This window comes from Mycobacterium sp. AT1, assembly GCF_002043095.1.
GTDB lineage: Bacteria > Actinomycetota > Actinomycetes > Mycobacteriales > Mycobacteriaceae > Mycobacterium.
In genome coordinates this window covers 38,035-57,645 of the sequence record NZ_MVOC01000065.1, presented here as the reverse complement: position 1 = coordinate 57,645, position 19,611 = coordinate 38,035, and the positions used below count along the sequence as shown (strand labels likewise).

At 68.3% G+C, this 19,611-nt stretch carries 21 protein-coding genes and 1 pseudogene; 17 read left to right on the top strand and 5 right to left on the bottom strand.

Annotated features, from left to right (window positions below; translation table 11 throughout):
* Both B1790_RS27810 and B1790_RS27805 read left to right on the top strand, forming a co-directional pair.
* On the top strand, positions 1–437 hold a 437-nt coding region (locus tag B1790_RS27810; protein WP_142271536.1), incomplete at its 5' end, for a MoxR family ATPase.
* On the top strand, positions 437–1,759 hold the full coding sequence (locus B1790_RS27805) for a DUF58 domain-containing protein (RefSeq protein WP_079926515.1): 1,323 nt from the start codon (positions 437–439) through the stop codon (positions 1,757–1,759). The genes B1790_RS27810 and B1790_RS27805, both read left to right, overlap by 1 nt.
* Before the next feature lie 86 nt (positions 1,760–1,845).
* Here the strand turns inward: B1790_RS27805 and B1790_RS27800 are convergent, their stop codons facing one another.
* A complete protein-coding gene (locus B1790_RS27800) occupies positions 1,846–2,838 on the bottom strand; it encodes a stage II sporulation protein M (protein WP_079926514.1) in 993 nt (330 codons plus the stop codon).
* A gap of 28 nt (positions 2,839–2,866) precedes the next feature.
* Here B1790_RS27800 and B1790_RS27795 point away from each other — a divergent pair, with 28 nt between their 5' ends.
* Genes B1790_RS27795 through lfrA form a run of 3 tightly spaced genes read left to right on the top strand, consistent with a single transcriptional unit; the run spans position 2,867 to position 6,070 of the window.
* Complete coding sequence (locus tag B1790_RS27795; RefSeq protein ID WP_079926513.1) at positions 2,867–3,709, top strand: RDD family protein; 843 nt, start codon at positions 2,867–2,869, stop codon at positions 3,707–3,709.
* Between the two features lie 47 nt (positions 3,710–3,756).
* Positions 3,757–4,329 carry a TetR/AcrR family transcriptional regulator gene (locus tag B1790_RS27790; RefSeq protein ID WP_079926512.1) on the top strand — a complete coding sequence of 191 codons (573 nt, stop codon included), beginning with the start codon at positions 3,757–3,759 and terminating at the stop codon, positions 4,327–4,329.
* 52 nt (positions 4,330–4,381) lie between these two features.
* Positions 4,382–6,070 carry an efflux MFS transporter LfrA gene (lfrA, locus tag B1790_RS27785; protein ID WP_079926511.1) on the top strand — a complete coding sequence of 563 codons (1,689 nt, stop codon included), beginning with the start codon at positions 4,382–4,384 and terminating at the stop codon, positions 6,068–6,070.
* Here the strand turns inward: lfrA and B1790_RS35460 are convergent.
* Positions 5,982–6,203, bottom strand: a pseudogene (locus tag B1790_RS35460) (anthrone oxygenase family protein); the annotation flags it as partial. The gene lfrA and the pseudogene B1790_RS35460 overlap by 89 nt on opposite strands.
* 267 nt (positions 6,204–6,470) lie before the next feature.
* Here B1790_RS35460 and B1790_RS27775 point away from each other — a divergent pair.
* The gene (locus tag B1790_RS27775; RefSeq protein ID WP_079926509.1) at positions 6,471–7,409 is read left to right on the top strand and encodes an AraC family transcriptional regulator; all 939 of its coding nucleotides are present in this window, start codon (positions 6,471–6,473) and stop codon (positions 7,407–7,409) included.
* On the opposite strand, the gene B1790_RS27770 is transcribed toward B1790_RS27775, so the two are convergent.
* Positions 7,369–8,535: a cation:proton antiporter gene (locus B1790_RS27770; protein ID WP_079926508.1), complete on the bottom strand. Its 1,167-nt coding sequence runs from the start codon at positions 8,533–8,535 to the stop codon at positions 7,369–7,371. The genes B1790_RS27775 and B1790_RS27770 overlap by 41 nt on opposite strands.
* A gap of 1 nt (position 8,536) precedes the next feature.
* A complete protein-coding gene (locus tag B1790_RS27765; protein ID WP_079926507.1) occupies positions 8,537–8,920 on the bottom strand; it encodes a hypothetical protein in 384 nt (127 codons plus the stop codon).
* A 104-nt stretch (positions 8,921–9,024) separates the two neighbouring features.
* On the opposite strand from B1790_RS27765, the gene B1790_RS27760 reads away from it, so the two are divergent.
* The gene (locus tag B1790_RS27760) at positions 9,025–9,462 is read left to right on the top strand and encodes an SEC-C domain-containing protein (protein ID WP_142271535.1); all 438 of its coding nucleotides are present in this window, start codon (positions 9,025–9,027) and stop codon (positions 9,460–9,462) included.
* A gap of 2 nt (positions 9,463–9,464) precedes the next feature.
* On the opposite strand, the gene B1790_RS27755 is transcribed toward B1790_RS27760, so the two are convergent.
* On the bottom strand, positions 9,465–10,811 hold the full coding sequence (locus B1790_RS27755) for a carotenoid oxygenase family protein (protein WP_079926505.1): 1,347 nt from the start codon (positions 10,809–10,811) through the stop codon (positions 9,465–9,467).
* A 118-nt stretch (positions 10,812–10,929) separates the two neighbouring features.
* On the opposite strand from B1790_RS27755, the gene B1790_RS27750 reads away from it, so the two are divergent.
* The 10 genes from B1790_RS27750 to B1790_RS27705 all read left to right on the top strand — a co-directional run bounded on the left by B1790_RS27750 (position 10,930) and on the right by B1790_RS27705 (position 19,609).
* Positions 10,930–11,640 carry a GntR family transcriptional regulator gene (locus tag B1790_RS27750; RefSeq protein ID WP_079926504.1) on the top strand — a complete coding sequence of 237 codons (711 nt, stop codon included), beginning with the start codon at positions 10,930–10,932 and terminating at the stop codon, positions 11,638–11,640.
* 94 nt (positions 11,641–11,734) lie between these two features.
* Positions 11,735–13,303: an NCS1 family nucleobase:cation symporter-1 gene (locus B1790_RS27745; protein ID WP_079926503.1), complete on the top strand. Its 1,569-nt coding sequence runs from the start codon at positions 11,735–11,737 to the stop codon at positions 13,301–13,303.
* Positions 13,304–13,438: 135 nt separating this feature from the next.
* Positions 13,439–13,969 carry a PadR family transcriptional regulator gene (locus tag B1790_RS27740; RefSeq protein WP_079926502.1) on the top strand — a complete coding sequence of 177 codons (531 nt, stop codon included), beginning with the start codon at positions 13,439–13,441 and terminating at the stop codon, positions 13,967–13,969.
* Positions 13,970–14,061: 92 nt separating this feature from the next.
* Positions 14,062–14,775: a PadR family transcriptional regulator gene (locus B1790_RS27735; protein WP_079926501.1), complete on the top strand. Its 714-nt coding sequence runs from the start codon at positions 14,062–14,064 to the stop codon at positions 14,773–14,775.
* A gap of 59 nt (positions 14,776–14,834) precedes the next feature.
* Positions 14,835–15,689, top strand: a complete 855-nt coding sequence (locus B1790_RS27730; RefSeq protein ID WP_079926500.1) for an oxidoreductase — start codon at positions 14,835–14,837, stop codon at positions 15,687–15,689.
* Between the two features lie 113 nt (positions 15,690–15,802).
* The gene (locus B1790_RS27725; protein WP_079926499.1) at positions 15,803–16,198 is read left to right on the top strand and encodes a hypothetical protein; all 396 of its coding nucleotides are present in this window, start codon (positions 15,803–15,805) and stop codon (positions 16,196–16,198) included.
* A 54-nt stretch (positions 16,199–16,252) separates the two neighbouring features.
* Positions 16,253–16,975 (top strand): class I SAM-dependent methyltransferase, encoded by a 723-nt coding sequence (locus B1790_RS27720; RefSeq protein WP_079926523.1) that lies wholly within the window; start codon positions 16,253–16,255, stop codon positions 16,973–16,975.
* A 9-nt stretch (positions 16,976–16,984) separates the two neighbouring features.
* Positions 16,985–18,463, top strand: a complete 1,479-nt coding sequence (locus B1790_RS27715) for a glutamate--cysteine ligase (RefSeq protein ID WP_079926498.1) — start codon at positions 16,985–16,987, stop codon at positions 18,461–18,463.
* Positions 18,460–18,885 (top strand): hypothetical protein, encoded by a 426-nt coding sequence (locus B1790_RS27710; RefSeq protein WP_233165348.1) that lies wholly within the window; start codon positions 18,460–18,462, stop codon positions 18,883–18,885. Before B1790_RS27715 ends, B1790_RS27710 begins: the two co-directional genes overlap by 4 nt.
* 61 nt (positions 18,886–18,946) lie before the next feature.
* Complete coding sequence (locus tag B1790_RS27705) at positions 18,947–19,609, top strand: class I SAM-dependent methyltransferase (RefSeq protein ID WP_079926521.1); 663 nt, start codon at positions 18,947–18,949, stop codon at positions 19,607–19,609.
* The last annotated feature ends 2 nt before the right edge of the window (positions 19,610–19,611 follow it).

Genomic DNA, 19,611 nt, shown 5'->3' with positions numbered 1-19,611 from the left:
TCAACGTCCCACTGCCGCCACGCGACCAGGAGATCGCGATACTGTCGAGGCACGCAAGGGGTTTCGACCCCCGGGACCTGTCCAACATCCGCCCCGTCGCGGGACCCGCCGAGCTCGCCGCCGGACGCCAAGCGGTGCGCCAGGTCCTGGTCGCCGACGAAGTGATGGGCTACATCGTGGACATCGCCGGGGCGACGCGGGCGTCCCCGGCCCTTCAACTCGGCGTCTCACCCCGCGGCGCGACGGCGCTGCTCGCGACGGCGCGGTCGTGGGCGTGGTTGTCGGGGCGCAACTACGTCGCCCCCGACGACGTCAAGGCGATGGCGCGGCCGACGCTGCGGCACCGGATCGCGCTGCGGCCCGAGGCGGAACTCGAAGGAGCCACTCCCGACGGCGTCCTCGACGGCATCCTGGCCTCGGTGCCGGTACCCCGCTAGTGGTGCTCACCGGCCGGGCCGGACTGGTCGCCCTGATCTGCGTTCTGCCCGTTGGCCTTTCACCCTGGCCCGCGCAGACCTTCGTGGCCCTGCTCGTTCTGCTGGCGGCGGCGATCGTGATCGACGCGGCGTTGGCGGCCAACACCCGGCGGCTGCGCTTCACCAGGCTGGGCGACGGAGCCGCACGCTTGGGCGAACCAGTCGACGCGGCGCTGATCGTCGAGAACCCCGGCCGCCGCGAACTTCGCGGCTGGATTCGCGACGCCTGGGCGCCGTCGGCGCGCGCCGAGCCGCGCACGCACGTCGTGATGATCGCTGGTGGACAACGACTTCGGGTCACCACGACGCTGCGGCCGATCCGCCGCGGTGACCAACAATCGGCATTGGTCACCGCCCGGTCCGTCGGCCCCATGGGCCTGGCGGGCAGGCAGAGCTCGCACCGGGTGCCGTCTCAGGTGCGAATCCTGCCGCCGTTCCTCTCGCGCAAGCATCTGCCGTCCCGGTTGGCGAAGCTTCGCGAGCTCGACGGCGCCATCCCCGTTCTGATCCGCGGCCAGGGCACCGAGTTCGACTCGCTGCGCGAATACGTCGTCGGCGACGACGTCCGGTCCATCGACTGGCGCGCCACGGCCCGGCGAGCCGACGTCGTGGTCCGCACCTGGCGCCCGGAGCGGGACCGTCGGGTGGTCATCGTGTTGGACACCGGCCGGACGTCCGCTGGGCGTGTCGGCGTCGACCCCACGTCGGGGGACCCGAGCGGCTGGCCGCGCCTGGACTGGTCGATGGACGCGGCACTGTTGTTGGCGGCGTTGGCATCCCGGGCCGGCGATCACGTCGACTTCATCGCGCACGATCGGGTGCCGCGGGCCGGGGTATACGGCGCGACGCGCTCCCAGCTGCTGCCTCAGCTCGTCGAGGCGATGGCGCCGCTTCAACCCGCGCTGGTCGAGTCGGACGCCGCGGCGACGGTCGCGACGGTGCAGCGGCGAATCCGGCGGCGCGCGCTGGTGGTGCTGTTGACCGATCTGAACTCCTCGGCGCTCGACGAGGGCCTGATGGGGGTGTTGCCGCAGCTGGCCGCCAAACACCAGGTGGTGCTCGCCGCGGTCGGTGATCCGCGCGTCGACCGCCTCGCGGCAGGGCGGGCCGACGCCGCCCAGGTGTACGACGCGGCCGCCGCAGAGCGGTCCCGCAACGACCGCGGCGCCTTGGCGGCACGGCTGCGGCGACACGGCGTCGACGTCGTGGACGCGATGCCGGAGGAGTTGGCGCCCGCGTTGGCGGACCGCTATCTGGCGATGAAGGCCTCCGGCAAGCTCTAGCGCGCCCCACCCCTCCCGCGAGCAGACGCAAACGGCCCTGAATTCGGGCGAATGAGGGCCGTTTGCGTCTGCTCACCGAGGCAGCGTCAGGACGTCGGCAGCAGATCCGGGGCGTCGTCGACGTCGCCCGTCTCGCCAGCCCGCACGGCCTTGCGGCCGAAGTGGACCACGTACGACAGGAACGCGAGCTCGGCGGCGACGCCGATCGCGATGCGCACGAACGTCGGCAACGGGGACGGCGTGACCAACGCCTCGATGAGACCCGACACCAGCAGCACGACGACCAGCCCGACGGCCACCGAGACGACGGCACGCCCCTGCTCGGCCAACACCTGACCGCGCGGCCGGTCGCCGGGTGACACCACCGACCATCCGAGCCGCATCCCCACCGCCGCGGCGAGGAATACAGCCGTCAGCTCGAGCAACCCGTGCGGGGTCAGCAGGCCGAGGAACACGTCGCCCTTGCCTGCGTCGAACATCAGCCCGCCGACGACTCCGACGTTCGCGGCGTTCTGGAACAGCACGTACGGGATCGGCAGGCCAAGGACCACGGCGTAGCCGATGCACTGCGCCGCCACCCACGAGTTGTTGATCCACACCCGCAGCGCGAACGAACCCGCTGGGTTCTCGCTGTAGTAGGAGGCGAAGTCGTGGTTGACCAGTTCTGCTACGTCGGAGGGGGTTCCGACGGCGGCCTGCACCTCGGGGTTGCCCGCCACCCAGCTCCCGATCAGAACCGCCACGACGAGGGATGCGACCGCCGCACCCAGCCACCATCGCCACGCGCGGTACGCCACGACGGGGAACGACACCGTCCAAAAGCGGGCGAACTCGCTCCACACCGGGGCGTGGGCGCCGGTGACCGCCGACCGCGCCGAGGCGACCAGGCCCGACAGCCTGCCGACGAGCACCGAGTCATTCGACGCGGTGCGCACCATCGACAGATGGGTCGAGACGCGTTGGTAGAGGTCCACCAGCTCGTCGACCTCGGCACCGGTTAGTTTGCGGCGACGTCTGACCAGAGTCTCCAGCCTGTCCCACGCGGGCCGGTGGGCCAGCACGAATGCGTCCACGTCCACACGGGCGAGCCTAGTAGCGTGGGGCGGCATGGTGGCCAAGCCCGAGCCGATGGTCACGGGTGACGCCGTCGTCCTCGACGTTCAGATCGCCCAATTGCCGGTGCGTGCCCTGGCCGCGCTGATCGACCTGACGGTGGTCTTCATCGCCTACATCCTTGGGTTCACACTATGGGCCGTCGCCGATCTCGACGACGCGCTGTCGGCGGCGGTGCTCATCGTCTTCACAGTGCTGAGCATCGTCGGCTATCCCGTCATCTTCGAGGTTGCCACCAGGGGCCGGTCATTGGGGAAGATGGCGCTCGGCCTGCGCGTCGTCTCTGACGACGGCGGCCCGGAACGCTTCCGCCAGGCCCTCTTTCGAGCGCTGTCGGGGTTCATCGAGATCTGGATGTTCGCGGGGGCACCCGCGGTCGTCTGCAGCATGCTGTCGACCAAGGGCAAGCGGATCGGCGACGTGTTCGCGGGCACCATGGTGGTCAGCGAGCGAGGGCCGAAGATGCCGCCGCCCGTTCCGATGCCGCCGGCCCTGGCGTGGTGGGCGTCGTCGCTGCAGCTTTCCGGGTTGCGACCCGAGCAGGCGGAGCTGGCCCGCCAGTTCCTCGTGAGGGCGAATCAGCTCGAGCCCGTGATGCGCGATCAGATGGCGCATCGCATCTACGCCGAGGTGGTCGCCCAAATTTCGCCGCCACCGCCGGCGTCGGCTCCCCCACCGCTGGTGTTGGCAGCGGTGCTGGCCGAGCGCCACCGCCGGGAGCTCGACAGGCTGCGTCCGCAGGCCCCCACCGCGTGGCCGCCCCATCCCCCCGGGCCGGCTGCGCCACCTCCGACCGTCTACTCGAGGCCGCCGGGGGGATTCACCAACCCCGACTAGTGGGACACTTATGTCCCACTATGGGGCAGGTGTGCTAATTTAGGTACATGACTGCGTCGCTGTCGGCCATCGGTGGCCCACGTTCGAGAACCCGCAAGGCGATTCTCGACGCGGCGATGGACGTGCTCGGCGCCAATCCGATCGCCTCGCTCGGTGACGTCGCCGCGGCGGCCGATGTGGGCCGCAGCACCCTGCACAGGTATTTCGCCGAGCGCACCGACCTGTTGCGGGCCCTTGCCCTGCACGTGCACGAGCTGAGCAAGTCGGCCATCGAGCGCGCGGAGCCCAACTGTGGGCCGCCGATCGAGGCGTTGCGCCGCGTGGTCGAGTGTCAGTTGGACCTGGGTCCGATCGCGTCGTTCATCTACTGCGACTCGTCGATCGTTCGCGACGAGGAGCTGACCGCCGAACTCGACACCGGCGACGAACTGATCGTCGAGGTACTCGACCGGGTGGCCACCAAGGGCACCGCCGGGCCGCCGGGGTGGCCCCGGCTCGTCTTCTGGGCGCTCCTGGATGCCGGCCACGACGCCGCACGTCAGGGCGCCCCCCGCGTGCAAGTGGTCGACGCCATCATGGCCAGCTTGACCCAGGGCACCATCAACCCGAATCAGTCTTAGCGTCAGGGGTTTTCACCCCGACCACGTTTCAGTAGTTCTCAGGAGCAGACCAATGTCCATCCGAATGGACGCCACCCCGACGTCCATCCCCACACCGCGGCGCGCCTGGTTCGCGCTCGGGGTTCTCATGCTGCCGGTGCTCCTCATCGCCGTCGACAACACCGTGCTCGCCTTCGCGCTGCCCAGCATCGCCCAGGACTTCCGCCCGCCCGCCACCACCCAGCTGTGGATCGTGGACGTCTACTCCCTGGTGCTTGCCGCTCTTCTGGTGACGATGGGCAGCCTCGGCGACCGGGTTGGCAGGCGTCGGCTGCTCATGATCGGTGCCGCAGGCTTCGCGGTCGTGTCGGCCGCCGCGGCATTCGCGCCAAGCGCGGAATACCTGGTCGCCGCGCGCGCACTCCTCGGCGTCTTCGGCGCGATGCTGATGCCGTCGACGCTGTCGCTGATCCGGAACATCTTCATCGACGCGTCCGCACGGCGGCTCGCCATCGCCCTGTGGGCGTCCTGCTTCACCGCCGGCTCCGCCCTCGGCCCCATCGTCGGCGGTGCGCTGCTGCAGCACTTCCACTGGGGCGCAGTGTTCTTGGTCGCCGTGCCGATCCTCTTGCCGCTTCTGGTCTTGGCGCCGCGACTGGTGCCGGAATCGCGGGATCCGAATCCGGGCCCGGTGGATCCGTTCAGCGTGCTGCTGACGCTGACCACGATGCTTCCGATCGTCTGGGCCATCAAGTCCGCCGCCCACGACGGGGTGTCGGGGCTGGTCGTCGCCGCGCTGGTGATCGGAGTCGGGTCCGGACTGGTGTTCATCCGCCGTCAGCGCCGCACCACAACCCCGATGCTCGACGTCGGGCTGTTCGCCAATCGCGCGTTCACGTCCTCGATCCTGGCGAACTTCCTGTCGATCGTCGGCCTGATCGGGTTCATCTTCTTCATCTCGCAGCACCTTCAGCTGGTGCTCGGGTTGAGCCCCTTGGCCGCCGGACTGGTCACCCTGCCCGGTGCCGTACTGTCGATGATTGCGGGCGTCGCGGTGGTGCCGATCGCGAAACGCATTGCGCCGCATGTCTTGATGATCATCGGACTGATCTTGGTGGCCGCTGGCTTCCTCGCCATCCTGCTGTTCCGGCACGACCTCACCGTGGTCGCCGTCATCGTCTCGTTCATCATCCTGGAGATCGGCGTCGGGATGTCCCAGACCATCTCCAACGACACCATCGTGGCGTCGGTCGAGCCCGCCAAGTCCGGTGCCGCGTCTGCGGTTTCGGAGACGGCCTACGAGTTGGGTGCCGTCGTCGGCACCGCGACACTCGGCACCATCTTCACGGCGTACTACCGCGCCAGCGTCGAGCTGCCGGGCGGTCTCACCGAGCTGCAGACCGCCGACGCCAGGGAGAGCATCGCAGGCGCCGCCTCGGTGTCGCAGACCCTGCCACCGGCGCTGAGCACGAGGCTGATGGACTCGGCGCGGGTGGCGTTCGACGCCGGGATCGCGCCGACGGCGACCATCGCCGCGGTACTGGTGTTGATCGCCGCGGGCGTGGTCGCCCTCGCCTTTCGCGGGGTCAGCGGCCGCGTAGCCCGACCAGCATCAGTACCGAGCCCAACAGTGGAGCCGCGGTCCGCACGTGATTCCACGCCGTCCACGGCCCCAGATACGCGTGCCATTCCCTCGTCGCGTCCGCTGCGGACAGACCCGACGAATCCACCGCGTCCAGGTGATCGTTCAGCGGAACGTTGAACGCCATCGTCACGACGAAGGCCACCAGCGCGAGTACGGCACCAGCCAGTACGTAACCGGCGCCCGGTTGCGACAGCCGGAACGCCGCGGCGACGCCGACGCCGAGGGCAAGCACCGCCGACCCGGCGAACATCACCAGGAACGGGACGTTGGCCTGCGCCTCGGCGTTGACGCCGCGCATCGCCGCGATCGCCTCGACGGGTCGTGCGCGGTCGAGTCCCGACATCACGAAGGTGGAGAACGGGTAGAAGATGCCGCCGACGACGGCGCTCGTCACGGCGGCTGCGGCGGTGGCGACCAGATACGGGCTGAAGGACATGAGCCCAGTCAAACGGTCGACGCCTAGACGATCCATCGCCAAGACTCCCGAATGCATACGCAGGCGTCTACATTCGAGGGCATGGACGCGCTCGGCGGACTACTCGACGGGGTGCGGGCCCGGGGAGCGTTCGTGCTGCGCCTCTCCCTGAACCCGCCGTGGTCGATGCGCATCCAGGACGACGCTCCGCTGACCCTGATCTGCATGACGCAGGGCAACGCGGTCATCGTGACGGATTCCGGCGGGTCGTTCGATCTCGGGCCCGGGGACGTCGCCATCGCGCGCGGCGTTGAGCACTACCTGTTCGCCGACCGCGCGCTCACCGCACCGCAGGTGGTCGTCCACCCCGGAAACCGCTGCACGACGCTGCACGGGGAGGATCTGCGCTTCGAGATGTCGGTCGGGGTGCGGACGTGGGGAAACACCACATCGGGGGACGACCGCGCCGTCGTGTGCGCCTATGAGGGGCACAGCGAGGTGAGTTCCCGGCTGCTGCAAGCACTTCCGACGGTGCTGGTGCTTCGATCCGACGAATGGCAGACCCCGCTGGTGGCGCTGCTCGCCGGCGAAGCGGGGCGCGACGGGCCTGGCCAGGCGGCCTACCTCGACCGACTGCTCGACCTGCTGTTGATGGACGTGCTGCGCACCTGGTTCGACCGCGACGAGCGGGCGCCCACCTGGTGGCATGCCGAGCACGATCCCGTCGTCGGTCCCGCATTGCGACTGATGTACGACAACCCGGCACACCCGTGGACGGTCGCCAATCTCGCTGCGGCCGTTGGCTGCTCACGCGCGGCCTTCGCCCGCAGGTTCGCCGAGCAGGTCGGCGAGCCACCGATAGCGTTCCTGACGGGATGGCGACTGGCGCTGGCCGCCGACCTGCTGCGGGCCGACTGTGCAACGATCGCGTCAGTCGCCCGCCACGTCGGGTACGGCACGCCGTTCGCGTTGAGCAGCGCCTTCAAACGCACCTACGGCGTCAGCCCGACTGTGCACCGGGCTGGGGCGTCGACCGGCTAGTTCGCGCGGCGATCACCCCGGCGGCCGAGGTGGCCGCGATGGTGATGAGCGCCCCCAACACCAGTGCCGCGGGCTCGCCGGGAAGCAGCAGGTGCCCCTCGGTGCCGACCGTCGCCGCCGCGACCGGGACGCCGAGCTGCGCCGCCGACAACACCGCCAGCGTCATGGACTGTTTGAGGATCCGCCCGACGGCGTGGGCGAGGATCGCGCCGACCCCAAGGGCCACGCCGAGCAGGATGAACTGCGGATCGTCGACGAGGTCGCGGACCTGCAGCGAGGCGCCCAGCCAGACGAAGAACAGCGGCCCGAAGAACCCCTCGGTGATGCCGAACAGCTGCCGTGTCAACCGCCGTGGTTCGCCGATCGACGCGACCACCAGACCCAGTGCGAAGCCTGCCAACATGATCGAGACGTGGGTGCTGATGGCCAGCGCTGCCAACCCGAACAGGATTGCCAGATTCACGCGCAGCTCGAGGGCGAACTTCTGCTTCTCCGAGTATTTGTGCAGCCGTTTGCGCAATCCCCTGTCGTTGGCCCACCGCAGCGCGAGGTAAAGAATCGCCGCACACGCCGCGATCGCCAGGGCACCGAGTGCCGCCCGCGGCGCCCGGGCCGGGTCGATGACCAAGGGCAGCAACACGATGCACGCGGTGTCGGCCACCGCGATCTGGGCGGTGAGCGACAGGATGGGAGGACCCGTCAGCTTGAGGTCGCCGATGATGGGCAACGCGAGCGCCGCGGACGACGACGCCATCAACACGGCGTAGAGAGCGGCGTGCCCCGTGCCGAAGATCTGCGCGAGGCCGACACCGAGGCAGGCGGCGACCGCACCCACCAGAATGGCGCGGACCAGCGCCGCAGGCACCGCCGAGCGTTGCGCACGGTCGCGGATGGGCACGTGCGTTCCGACCACGAACATCACCAGGGCGAAGCCGACGTTGGCCAGCAGTTCGAACGTCGGCTCGGTGTGGTCGACGACCCCAAAACCTGTCTTCCCCAACACGATTCCCACAGCAAGCTCGCCGATCACCACGGGGAGACGCAGCCGCGGCACCGACGCCAGCAGCGGACCCGCCAACCCGGCGACGACGAGTAGGGCCAGCGTGCCGAACCCCATGTGCGTCATCTCAGTTCGTGGCTTGCCAGGACACCAGACGACACGGGATGGGGGTGTTCTCGTCGGTCAGGTAGCTGGCGCAGACCCGGTGGTACCCGTCGGCGATCTGCAACGCCACGCCGTCGAGAACCCGTCCGCGGACCAGCAATACCGGTGAAAGTTTCTTTCCCGCATCGATCTTCGCGAGGTCGGTCGTGACGCGTGGATTCGTCGCGGGCAGCAGATCGAGGTGGGCGGCCCGAAGGACGTCCTTGGCCTTGCGCAGTGTGGTGTCCGCGGCCCGGAGCGCGTCGACCGTCGCGGCGATCGCCTCGGGCTCGCTGATCAGGCTCAGATAGTCGGCGGCCGCCTCGTAGTCGTGGTCCTCTGGATCGTCGAGCCACTTGACAGCCATCGGGACACCCTAAACCGAAGGGTTTTCCCCGATTCGCCGGACGCCGTCCCCCGTTAGCGTGAGGATGGATGCGTCTGGGGAGACGCAAGTGTTCGGGGGGATGTATGTACACATCTGGAGACGTGTTGTCGGCCGATGCGCACGTCGAGGCCGTGCTCGTCGGCATGACCCTCGACGAACTGAGCCACCTGCAGGACGCCTTGCTCGAAGAGCTCAGGACCGGTATGCCGTCCGCCGAGCAGATCGCAAAGGCCCTCGAAGGTCAGAGCGTCGAGGTGGCGGCCTGGTTTCGCTTTCGCCAGTCCACGGGTGAGGCCGTCAAGATCGTGATGCTGCTCGGGGCGCTCGCCGTCGCGATCGCCTGGATGACACACCGTCACGTGCCCGCGCCGGCCCACCGGCTGCAGGATGCGATGGCACGCGTCCGCGAGGACCACGTGTACATGCTGCCCATCCCCCGCAGCGACCCGTGCTTCTGCGGCAGTGGCAGCCGCTTCCGGTCGTGCCACGGCCGCCCGCCAATGGCTGCCCCTGCGGTTTGAGGTCAGGCGCCTATCCAGTTGCCGTGGAAGCCGAACGGCACCCGCTGCGGCAGCTTGATCGTCGCGACCGGAGCTCCGGCGAAGTCCGAGGCATCCAGGATCACCAGGTCGCTGCCGTCGCGCGCGGCGTCGTAGACGTAGCCGAGGTAGTAGCCGTTGGCCTCGTCGGCCGGCCCGCTGCCGGGGACGAAGACCGCCTCGCCGGGGACGCCGGGCGAGGCCGCCGTGCCGAACGGGTGCTCGATCGCGCTGCCGGTGGTGAGGTCGTGCCGGACGAGCCTGTCCTTGCCGACGGAGACGGAGTACCGAGCCGCAAGGCCCGCGAGGCGGTCGTCGATGCGGGGGAACTCCACGGCACGGTCGTCGAGCTGTTGCTCGCTGACGGTGCCCTTCGCCAGGTCGATCGTCCAGGTCCACATCATCGCGTCCTGGTCGAATCCGGCGTGTCCACGCCACAGCTCGGGGTACCGAACTGCCTGTAGCACAATCGAATTGCCGACGTCGTAGGAGTTCGCGACGTGGAACACGTAGCACGGGTCGACGTCGAACCAGCGGATCGGACCGAACGGGTCGTCGCGGCGCATGACGCCGAGGCGAGCCCCGTAGCCGTCGTCCCAGCGGAACGGCATGTCCCCGGCGCCAGCCGCCTCGGCGTTGAACACGATGGGCAGGTCCATGAATATGACGTGCTCGGCGGTGAGCGCGAAGTCGTGCATCATCGTCAGCGCCTTGACGTCAACCGGCCGGTTGACGGTGAGCGTCCCGTCCGCGTCGACGCGGTGGTAGGTGACGTAGGGCTCGAACAGGTTGCCGTAGCCGAAGAAGTGCATCTCACCGGTGGTCGGGCAGATCTTGGGGTGCGCGGTCATCGAGTCGACCAGCTGGCCACCAAAGTCGTAGGCGCCGACCGTCTCCAGGTCGTTGGTGACCTCATATGGAAGGGACGACTCCACCAGCGCCAGTGTCTTGCCCGCGTGGTTGACGACGTGGGTGTTGGACACCGCCGACCGCAGATTGCGGGTGCCGTCGGTGTTGTAGAGCGGGAAGTCGTTCTCGAAGCTGTCGGTGCGGACCCAGCGGTTGCGGTACCAGGCGGCACGTCCGTTCTCGACGCGGATGCCGTGGATCATGCCGTCGCCGCTGAACCAGTGCCCGGCGGGCTTTCGCGGGTTGGGTCCGTTGCGGAGGTACCAGCCGTCCAGTTCCGGAGGGATCGACCCCTCGACCGTCAGATCGAATTCGGTGAGTTCGTCGGCTACCGGCGCATAGTTGCCGCGCTGGAAGAACGTGCCGGTGCCGAACATTTCGGCCTGCTCGGCGTCCGTCGTCTCGGTGTGGGTGTCGGTCATGTCGAGTGCTCCCTGGGCTGCGGGTGGGACCTTTCCACCATGACACTCCATTACTGACATGTCAATAGTGGAATGTGGTTGCGTCGCCACCCAGCCGAAACCGGGGCAGGATGAAGCGATGTCGGTCCGCCGCCACTCCGCCTGGGCGCTGCCGCTCGCGGTCACCCGGGCCGGGTTCTCCCAACAGGGAATCGTCGACGAACTTCGTCGCGTCATCCTCGACGGCGCGGTGCCGCCCGGCACCCCGATCCCCGTCAGCGAGGTCGCCGAACTCTTCGGCGTCAGCCACATCCCCATCAGGGAGAGCCTGAAGACGCTGACGGGCGAAGGGCTCGTCGCGCATCAGACCAACGTCGGCTACGCCGTCGCACAGTTGACCGCCAGCGAGCTCGCCGAAATGTACATCGTCCGTGAGACATTGGAGTCCGCAGCGTTGGCGGCTGCCGTCGTCCGCGCGACCGACGCCGAGCGCGCGCACGTCACCCACGCCAATCAACTGCTCGAAGATGCCGTGACCGTGGACGATCCGCAGGCCTACCACCGCCAGAGCCGCATCTTCCACATGGGCCTGACCCGACCGTCGGGGATGCTCCGCCTCATTCACATGCTCGAATCAGCTTGGAACATCACCGAACCCGTCCAGGTGATGGTGCACGTCGAACACTCCCAACGCGCGCGGCTGCACGAAGACCACGGCGAGATGCTCGACGCCTTCCTCGCCCGCGACGTCGACCGGTTGTTGACCACCAGCGCCGCCCATCACCGACGACTCAACGAGGTGGTCGCGACGCTGCCGGTGGACACCGGTCTCGTCGCCGACGAGGGCTGACCAGAATATATTTTTGGCGCAACGGCACCGCAACAACTCGCCGCTAGCTTTTCCCAATCGCATTGCAACACGTGCACACGATCAGGAGCTAGCAATGACAGAGGTAAAGGAACCACCGCCAAGCGCGGTGATCGCCGTCGGCGACATCGTCGAGGCCGCAGGCCATCCGGTCGGCGGCGGAGTGATCAAGGACGGCTACGACCCCCAACTGACCAACGAGGATCTCGCGCCGCTCGGCAAGCAAACCTGGTCGTCGTACAACATCTTCGCCTTCTGGATGTCCGACGTGCACAGCGTCGGCGGATACGTCACCGCGGGCAGCCTGTTCGCCCTCGGCCTGGCCAGCTGGCAGGTGCTGATCGCCCTGTTGGTCGGCATCGTGATCGTCTACTTCCTGTGCAACCTGGTCGCCAAGCCGAGCCAGCAGGCCGGCGTGCCGTACCCGGTGGTGTGCCGCAGCTCGTTCGGCGTGCTCGGGGCCAACATCCCGGCCATCATCCGCGGACTGATCGCGGTGGCCTGGTACGGAATTCAGACCTACCTTGCCTCCGCGGCGCTGGACGTCGTGCTGCTCAAGCTGTTCCCGGGCCTCGCGCCGTACGCCGACGTCGACCAGTACGGCTTCACCGGCCTGTCGCTGCTCGGCTGGGGCAGCTTCACGCTGCTGTGGATCCTGCAGGCGGCCGTGTTCTGGCGCGGCATGGAGTCCATCCGCAAGTTCATCGACTTCTGCGGCCCCGCCGTATACGTGGTGATGTTCATCCTCTGCGGCTACCTGCTGTGGAAGTCGGGGTGGCACGTCAGCCTGAACCTCGGCGGTGAGAAGAAGGGCAACACTCTCGTCGTCATGCTCGGCGCGATCGCGCTGGTGGTGTCCTACTTCTCCGGCCCGATGCTCAACTTCGGCGACTTCGCCCGCTACGGCAAGAGCTACTCGGCGGTGAAGAAGGGCAACTTCCTCGGCCTGCCCGTCAACTTCCTGGTGTTCTCGTTGCTCGTCGTCGTCACGGCGGCCGCGACGGTGCCGGTGTTCGGCGAGCTGCTCACCGACCCGGTCGCCACCGTCGCCCGGATCGACAGTGTGACCGCAATCGTGTTGGGCGCCTTGACGTTCACCATCGCCACCATCGGCATCAACATCGTGGCCAACTTCATCTCGCCCGCATTCGACTTCTCCAACGTCAGCCCGCAGAAGATCAGCTGGCGGATGGGCGGCATGATCGCCGCCGTCGGTTCGGTGCTGCTGACGCCGTGGAACCTCTACAACAATCCCGAGGTCATCCACTACACGCTCGAGACCCTTGGCGCGTTCATCGGTCCGCTGTTCGGTGTGCTGATCGCCGACTTCTACCTGATCCGCAAGCAGAAGATCGTCGTCGACGACCTGTTCACCATGTCCAAGACGGCGAACTACTGGTACTCGAAGGGCTACAACCTGGCCGCCGTCACGGCGACCGTCGTCGGCGCGGTCCTGGCGATGGCGCCAGTGTTGCTCGGCGGCATCGTGTTTGGGATGGCGGGTGCCGCGCAGTACAGCTGGTTCATCGGCTGTGGCGTGGCCTTCGTCCTGTACTACCTGCTGGCCACCCGCGGCCCGTGGCGGTCGACGGCGCTGCGGGTTGCCGAAGGCGCCACGCTCGTCGACGCGGAGGGCACCCCCTAACCGCCAAACCGCACCGAGCGTGACGCCACTGCGAAGATCCGGCCCGGATTTCGCACTGGCGTCACGTTCGGCAGACCCGACACACCGTACGGCCCGACATTCCACAACTGGAACGTCGGGCCGTACGCTCGTTATGTGAGCCTCCGCTTCGCCGCCCTCGGCCTTCTCGCCCAACACCCGGGCAGCGGCTACGACCTTCTCCGCCGCTTCGAGCAGTCGATGGCCAACGTGTGGCCCGCCACGCAGAGCCAGCTCTACGGGGAGCTCAACAAACTCGCCGCAGACGGGCTCATCGAGGTCTCCGACGTCGGCCCCCGCGGCCGCAAGGAGTACCAGGTCACCGGCGCCGGCCGGACAGAACTCATCAGGTGGGTGACCAACCCCCGCGACGACCCGCCCCATCGCAGCGCCGCCCTGCTGCGCGTGTTCCTCCTCGGCGAAATCCCTCACGAGCAGGCCCGCGAGTACATGGTGAGCGTGGCCAGCCATGCCGATTCCGAGCTGAACCGACTGACCGCACTCCGCGACGAACTCGCGCCCTGGGGCGACAGCGACGCCGAGTTCTACGGCGGCGCGGCCCTCGAATACGGCCTCCGGGCGGCGGCCATGGAGGGCGACTGGGCGCGGGCCCAGGTCAAGGCCATCGACGGGCGTACCGCCAACTAACCGACTCCAAATGGTTGCATCGCGATAGTTTCCGATATATCGTCAACGTATCGGAAGCGCATTCGGCGTTTCCCGGCCAAGGAGACACACACATGAACACCCCATTCACACCCCCCAACGGCGGCTTCGGCTTTGGTTTCGGCCCCGGCTTCTCACCCGTCGACCGGCGTGCCATGCACGAGCGCCGACATGCCGCCCGACGCGGCTTCCGCGAAGCGATCCTCGAACACGACGCAGGCACCGACGGTGGCTTCGGCCCCGGCTTCGGTCGTGGCTTCGGACGCGGTTTCGGCGGCCCCGGATTTGGTCCCGGCTTCGGCGGTCCCGGCTTCGGCGGCGCACGTGGCGGAGGCCGCGGTCGCGGTCGCGGCAAGCGTGGCGACGTTCGCGCCGCCATCCTGTCGCTGCTGGTCGAACGGCCCATGCACGGCTACGAGATGATCCAGGAGATCGCCGAGCGCAGTCAGGACCTGTGGAAGCCCAGCCCCGGCTCGGTGTACCCCACCCTTCAGCTGCTGGTCGACGAAGACCTGATCAAGAGCGCACCCGGCGAGGGCAGCAAGAAGCTCTTCGAGCTCACCGACGCCGGCCGCGAGACCGCCGAGAAGATCGAAACCCCGCCGTGGGAGGAGATCACCGACGGCGCCGATCCCGGTCACGCAAACCTGCGTGGTGCCGTCGGCCAGCTGATGGGTGCGGTCGCGCAGTCCGCGCACGCCGCGTCCGCCGAGCAGCAGCAGCGCATCGTCGACGTCGTCAACAATGCCCGCCGAGAGATCTACGGCATCCTCGGCGAAACCGAGTAACAAGCGATTCGGGGGGCGTATTCGGACTGAATGCGCCCCCTTCGCTGTTGGATGGGGACATGACGACTTTTCAGCTCGGCAGCTTCACCGTCAACCGAGTCGGCTTCGGAGCGATGCAACTACCCGGACCCGGCGTCTTCGGACCACCGCGCGATCACGATCAGGCGATCGCCGTGCTCCGGCGCGCCGTCGAGCTCGGGGTCAACCACGTCGACACCGCGCAGTTCTACGGCCCGGACGTGGCCAACCAGCTGATCCGTGAGGCGTTGCACCCGTACTCCGACCAACTGGCACTGGTCAGCAAGGTCGGCGCCCGCCGCGACGGGGAGGGCAACTGGGTCCCGGCGGCCGAACCCGACGACCTGCGCGCCGACATCGAACTGAACCTCCGCGAGTTGGGCGTCGACCAGCTCGCCGCGGTCAACTTGCGCATCCACTCCGGTGACCCGAACACTCCCGGCGTCGTCGACCACGAGCTGTTCGACCGGCAGCTCACCGCGATGATCGCCGCCCGCGACGAGGGCCTGATCGGCGGTATCGGCCTGTCCAGCGTCAACGAGGACGACCTGCGCCGCGCGCTCGACCGGACCGAGATCGTCACGGTGCAGAACGCCTACAACCTGGTCGACCGGACGTCGCAACCCGTCCTCGACCTGTGCACCGAACGCGGCATCTCCTTCGTCCCGTTCTTCCCGCTCGGCTCGGCGTTCAACGACGACAATCCGGTGCTGGGCAACCCGGCGGTGAAGAAGGCGGCCGCCGACCTGGGCTACACGCCGGCCCAGATCGCGTTGGCGTGGACCCTGTCGGTCGCCCCCAACGTGCTGTTGATTCCCGGCACCTCGTCGGTCGCCCACCTGGAGGAGAACCTCGCCGTCGCCGACATCGAACTGCCCGACGACTTCAACCCCTAGCCTCGGGGCCACGACGGCCTGGTGGCGAACGCCCGCGATCGCCCGAACCCGACGACGTCGTACCGACCCACCGCTACAGTGACGTCGTCGGGTCATCACCGCGAGACCGAAAGGTGCCGTTGATCAACGCCTCTGCGATTGCGCGCGGCCGTCGTGTCGCAGCGCTGGCCGCGGCGTGCGCCGTTGGCCCGTTACTTCTGTGCGGAATTGCCCGCGCCGAGCCTGATCCCGTTGCGCCTGCGCCCGACCCGCAGGCGATGTGCGAGGCGCCCGGCTTCGATGGCGTGTTCGTCACCGGGCCCGCTTCGCAGGACGGGACGACGCACGATCAGTGCCAGTACATCGTCGAGGGTCACTTCTATTACGACAACTACGACAACGGCACCTATACCGGCACGCTCGTCTACCGCGACGGCGCGAGGGTGCCCACTGAGCGCCCGGTGATGCCGGAGACGTTGCAGGTCCCGGGCGGGCGCTCGCCCCTCATCCCGTTCCCCGGACAGTTCTGACTCGACGTCGGCCATGATGGAGGGGTGACGCACCCGGTGACTGACGTCTCCGACATGCCCCGCGGAGGGTTCGACGCGTCCTGCCTGGACCGGCTCCTGGAGACCGACCGGCTGGAGTACCTCGACAGAGAAGACGTCGACCCGGGGGTCAAACGCAGCGTGGTCCGGGCGCTCGAGCTGACCGGCGAATGGTTCGGCAATCACGAGAAGTTCGCCCACATCGCCCTCGACGAGGTTGCCGACGTGCCCGATCCTCGAGTCCTCGAGCTCGGGGCCGGGCACGGCGGCCTGTCGGCCAAGCTGCTGGAGATGCACCCGACCGCGCACGTCACGGTCACCGACGTCGAACCGGAGTCGGTGGCCGCGATGGCGGCGGGACCGCTGGGCTCCGACGAGCGCGCCACCGTCCGCCTCGCGGACGCCACCGAAATCGACGCCGCAGACGGCTCTTTCGACCTCGCCGTCTTTGCGCTGTCGTTTCACCACCTGCCGCCAGCCAAGGCGGTCCGCGTGATCGCCGAGGGCACCCGCGTCGCCGACAAGCTGGTGATCGTCGACCTGCCAAGGCCGCCTGCGCCGCTGCACCTCGTCAGGCTGGCGACCATGCTGCCGTTCGCGCCGTTCATCCCGTTCGTCCACGACGGCGTCATCAGTTCGCTGCGCAGTTACAGCCCGTCGGCGTTGCGCACGCTGGCAGCCCTGGCCGATCCGGCCGTCACCCTAGAACTTCGCGGCGGTCTTCTCAGTCCGCAGGTGGCAGTGGCCTCGCGTCGATAGGCTCGGCCCATGGGTGACGAGGTCCGGCAGACCGAGTACAGCCGCGAACACCGGCTTCAGTACCGGCGGAAGGTCCAACTCAGCCTGGACGTGTTCGAGACGATGCTCGCCCAGGCGAGCTTCGAGTGCGAACGCCCGCTGACCGGCATGGAGATCGAGTGCAACCTCGTCGACGCCGCCTATCAGCCGGCGATGACCAACCGCGAGGTGCTCGCCGCGATCGCCGATCCGGCGTTCCAGACCGAGTTGGGCGCCTACAACATCGAATTCAACGTGCCGCCGCGGCCACTCGGCGGCAACTCGAGCCTCGAACTCGAAGACGAGGTGCGCGCCAGCCTCAACGCCGCGGAGTCCAAGGCCAACTCCGACGGTTCGCACATCGTGATGATCGGCATCCTGCCCACGCTGATGCCCGAGCATCTCGCGGCGGACTGGATGAGCGAGTCGACGCGGTACCAGGCGCTCAACGACTCCATCTTCACCGCCCGCGGCGAGGACATCATGATCGACATCGGCGGGGCCGAACGGCTGACCCTGCAGGCGGCGTCGATCGCCCCCGAATCTGCTTGCACCAGCATGCAATTGCATCTGCAGGTGTCACCGGCGGAATTCGCGCAGAACTGGAACGCCGCGCAGGTGCTGGCCGCGCCACAGCTGGCCCTCGGCGCCAACTCCCCCTACTTCTTCGGCCACGAGCTGTGGTCCGAGACCCGCATCGAGCTGTTCGCCCAGGCCACCGACACCCGGCCCGAGGAACTCAAGACCCAGGGCGTGCGGCCCCGAGTGTGGTTCGGGGAGCGGTGGATCACGTCGATCTTCGACCTGTTCGAGGAGAACGTCAGGTACTTCCCGTCGCTGCTGCCGGAGGTGTCCGACGAGGATCCGGTCGCCGAGCTGGCGGCGGGCCGGACGCCGACGCTTCCCGAGCTGCGCCTGCACAACGGCACCGTCTACCGATGGAATCGGCCCGTGTACGACGTCGTCGACGGACGGCCACACCTGCGGGTCGAGAACCGGGTACTGCCCGCCGGGCCGACGGTGGTGGACATGCTCGCCAACGCGGCCTTCTACTACGGTGCGTTGCGCGCGTTGTCCGACGACGACCGCCCGATCTGGACGCAGCTGAGTTTCGCTGCGGCAGAACGCAACTTCACCTCCGCCGCGCGCAGCGGGATGGCCGCACGGCTGTACTGGCCCGGGCTCGGCGAGGTCACACCCGACGAGTTGGTGCTCCGCGAACTCCTCCCCCTCGCCCACGAGGGACTCGAACGGTGGGGTGTCACCGCGGAGGTCAGGGACCGCTACCTCGGCGTCATCGAAGGCCGGGCCAAGTCCGGCCGCAACGGCGCGACCTGGCAGGTCGACACCGTCCGGGCGCTTCAGAACCGTGGCATGGCCCGTCCGCAGGCCCTGGCGGAGATGCTGCACCTGTACTGCGAGCGCATGCACGGCAACCAGCCCGTGCACACCTGGGACGGGCCGTCGTGATCAAGGCGTGGTTGCCTGCGCTTGCGGCGGTGAGCCTCTTGGCTGCGGAGTGCCAGGTCGCCTCGGCCGATCCCGTCACCGTTGGCCTCGACCGGGACTTCACGCTCGGCGGCGGGCAGGAGGCCTCGGTCGACGGTCTCCGCGTGCGTTTCGCCGACGTGCTCGAGGATTCCCGCTGCCCCGCCAGCGTCGCCTGCTTCTGGAGCGGACAGTCCCGCGTGACGGTCGTCGCACAGGCCGAGGGCGAGCCGCCGACGACGGTGGAGTTCAACACCAATCCCGCCCCTGGCCAAGGTGTTTCGTCCGGCCGGGCCGGCGAGTACACGGTCACGATGCGCTCGCTGGAGCCGTACCCGCAGACACCCGAGGACTCGACACCGCTCGAGGACTACCGGCTGACGCTGTCGGTCGCGAAGGGCTGAGCCCCACGGGGTCCCGAGGCGTACGTTGGATTTCGTGACTGATTCCTCTGACTCCAACGCCATCGACTGGGACGACGCCTACCGCGGCGATGGCGGATTCGACGGGGCACCGCCGTGGAACATCGGCGAACCACAGCCGGAGCTGGCCGCCCTCATCGCCGCAGGCAAGGTGCGCGGCGAGGTACTGGACGCGGGCAGCGGACACGCCGAACTGTCACTGGCGCTGGCCGCTCGGGGCTACACCGTGGTGGGCATCGAACTGACCCCGACCGCCGTCGCCGCCGCCACGAAGGCCGCGCAGGAGCGCGACCTGCCCAACGCCACCTTCGTGCAGGACGACATCACCACGTTCACCGGCTTCGACGGCCGTTTCGACACCGTCATCGACTCGACGCTGTTCCATTCGTTGCCCGTCGAGGGACGCGACGGCTACCAGCGGTCGGTGTACCGGGCGGCCGCACCGGGCGCCGACTACTACGTTCTGGTCTTCGCCAAGGGTGCGTTCCCTGCCGAGCTGCAGGAGAAGCCCAACGAGGTCGACGAGGCCGAACTGCGTGCGGCAGTTGGCAAGTACTGGGAGGTCGACGAGATCCGCCCCGCCTTCATCCACGCGAACATGCCGTCGGGGCCGGACGCGCCGTTCCAACTGCCACCTCATGACAAGGACGACAAGGGCCGGACGAAGATGCCCGCGTTCCTTCTCACGGCGCACAAGGCGAGTTGACG

Bases quoted from the DNA above. Each gene is read 5' to 3' on its own strand.
- B1790_RS27795 (WP_079926513.1), top strand. From the start codon at position 2,867: ATGGTGGCCAAGCCCGAGCCGATGGTCACGGGTGACGCCGTCGTCCTC.
- B1790_RS27790 (WP_079926512.1), top strand. From the start codon at position 3,757: ATGACTGCGTCGCTGTCGGCCATCGGTGGCCCACGTTCGAGAACCCGC.
- lfrA (WP_079926511.1), top strand. From the start codon at position 4,382: ATGTCCATCCGAATGGACGCCACCCCGACGTCCATCCCCACACCGCGG.
- B1790_RS27775 (WP_079926509.1), top strand. From the start codon at position 6,471: ATGGACGCGCTCGGCGGACTACTCGACGGGGTGCGGGCCCGGGGAGCG.
- B1790_RS27770 (WP_079926508.1), bottom strand. From the start codon at position 8,535: ATGACGCACATGGGGTTCGGCACGCTGGCCCTACTCGTCGTCGCCGGG.
- B1790_RS27765 (WP_079926507.1), bottom strand. From the start codon at position 8,920: ATGGCTGTCAAGTGGCTCGACGATCCAGAGGACCACGACTACGAGGCG.
- B1790_RS27760 (WP_142271535.1), top strand. From the start codon at position 9,025: ATGTACACATCTGGAGACGTGTTGTCGGCCGATGCGCACGTCGAGGCC.
- B1790_RS27755 (WP_079926505.1), bottom strand. From the start codon at position 10,811: ATGACCGACACCCACACCGAGACGACGGACGCCGAGCAGGCCGAAATG.
- B1790_RS27750 (WP_079926504.1), top strand. From the start codon at position 10,930: ATGTCGGTCCGCCGCCACTCCGCCTGGGCGCTGCCGCTCGCGGTCACC.
- B1790_RS27745 (WP_079926503.1), top strand. From the start codon at position 11,735: ATGACAGAGGTAAAGGAACCACCGCCAAGCGCGGTGATCGCCGTCGGC.
- B1790_RS27735 (WP_079926501.1), top strand. From the start codon at position 14,062: ATGAACACCCCATTCACACCCCCCAACGGCGGCTTCGGCTTTGGTTTC.
- B1790_RS27730 (WP_079926500.1), top strand. From the start codon at position 14,835: ATGACGACTTTTCAGCTCGGCAGCTTCACCGTCAACCGAGTCGGCTTC.
- B1790_RS27720 (WP_079926523.1), top strand. From the start codon at position 16,253: ATGCCCCGCGGAGGGTTCGACGCGTCCTGCCTGGACCGGCTCCTGGAG.
- B1790_RS27715 (WP_079926498.1), top strand. From the start codon at position 16,985: ATGGGTGACGAGGTCCGGCAGACCGAGTACAGCCGCGAACACCGGCTT.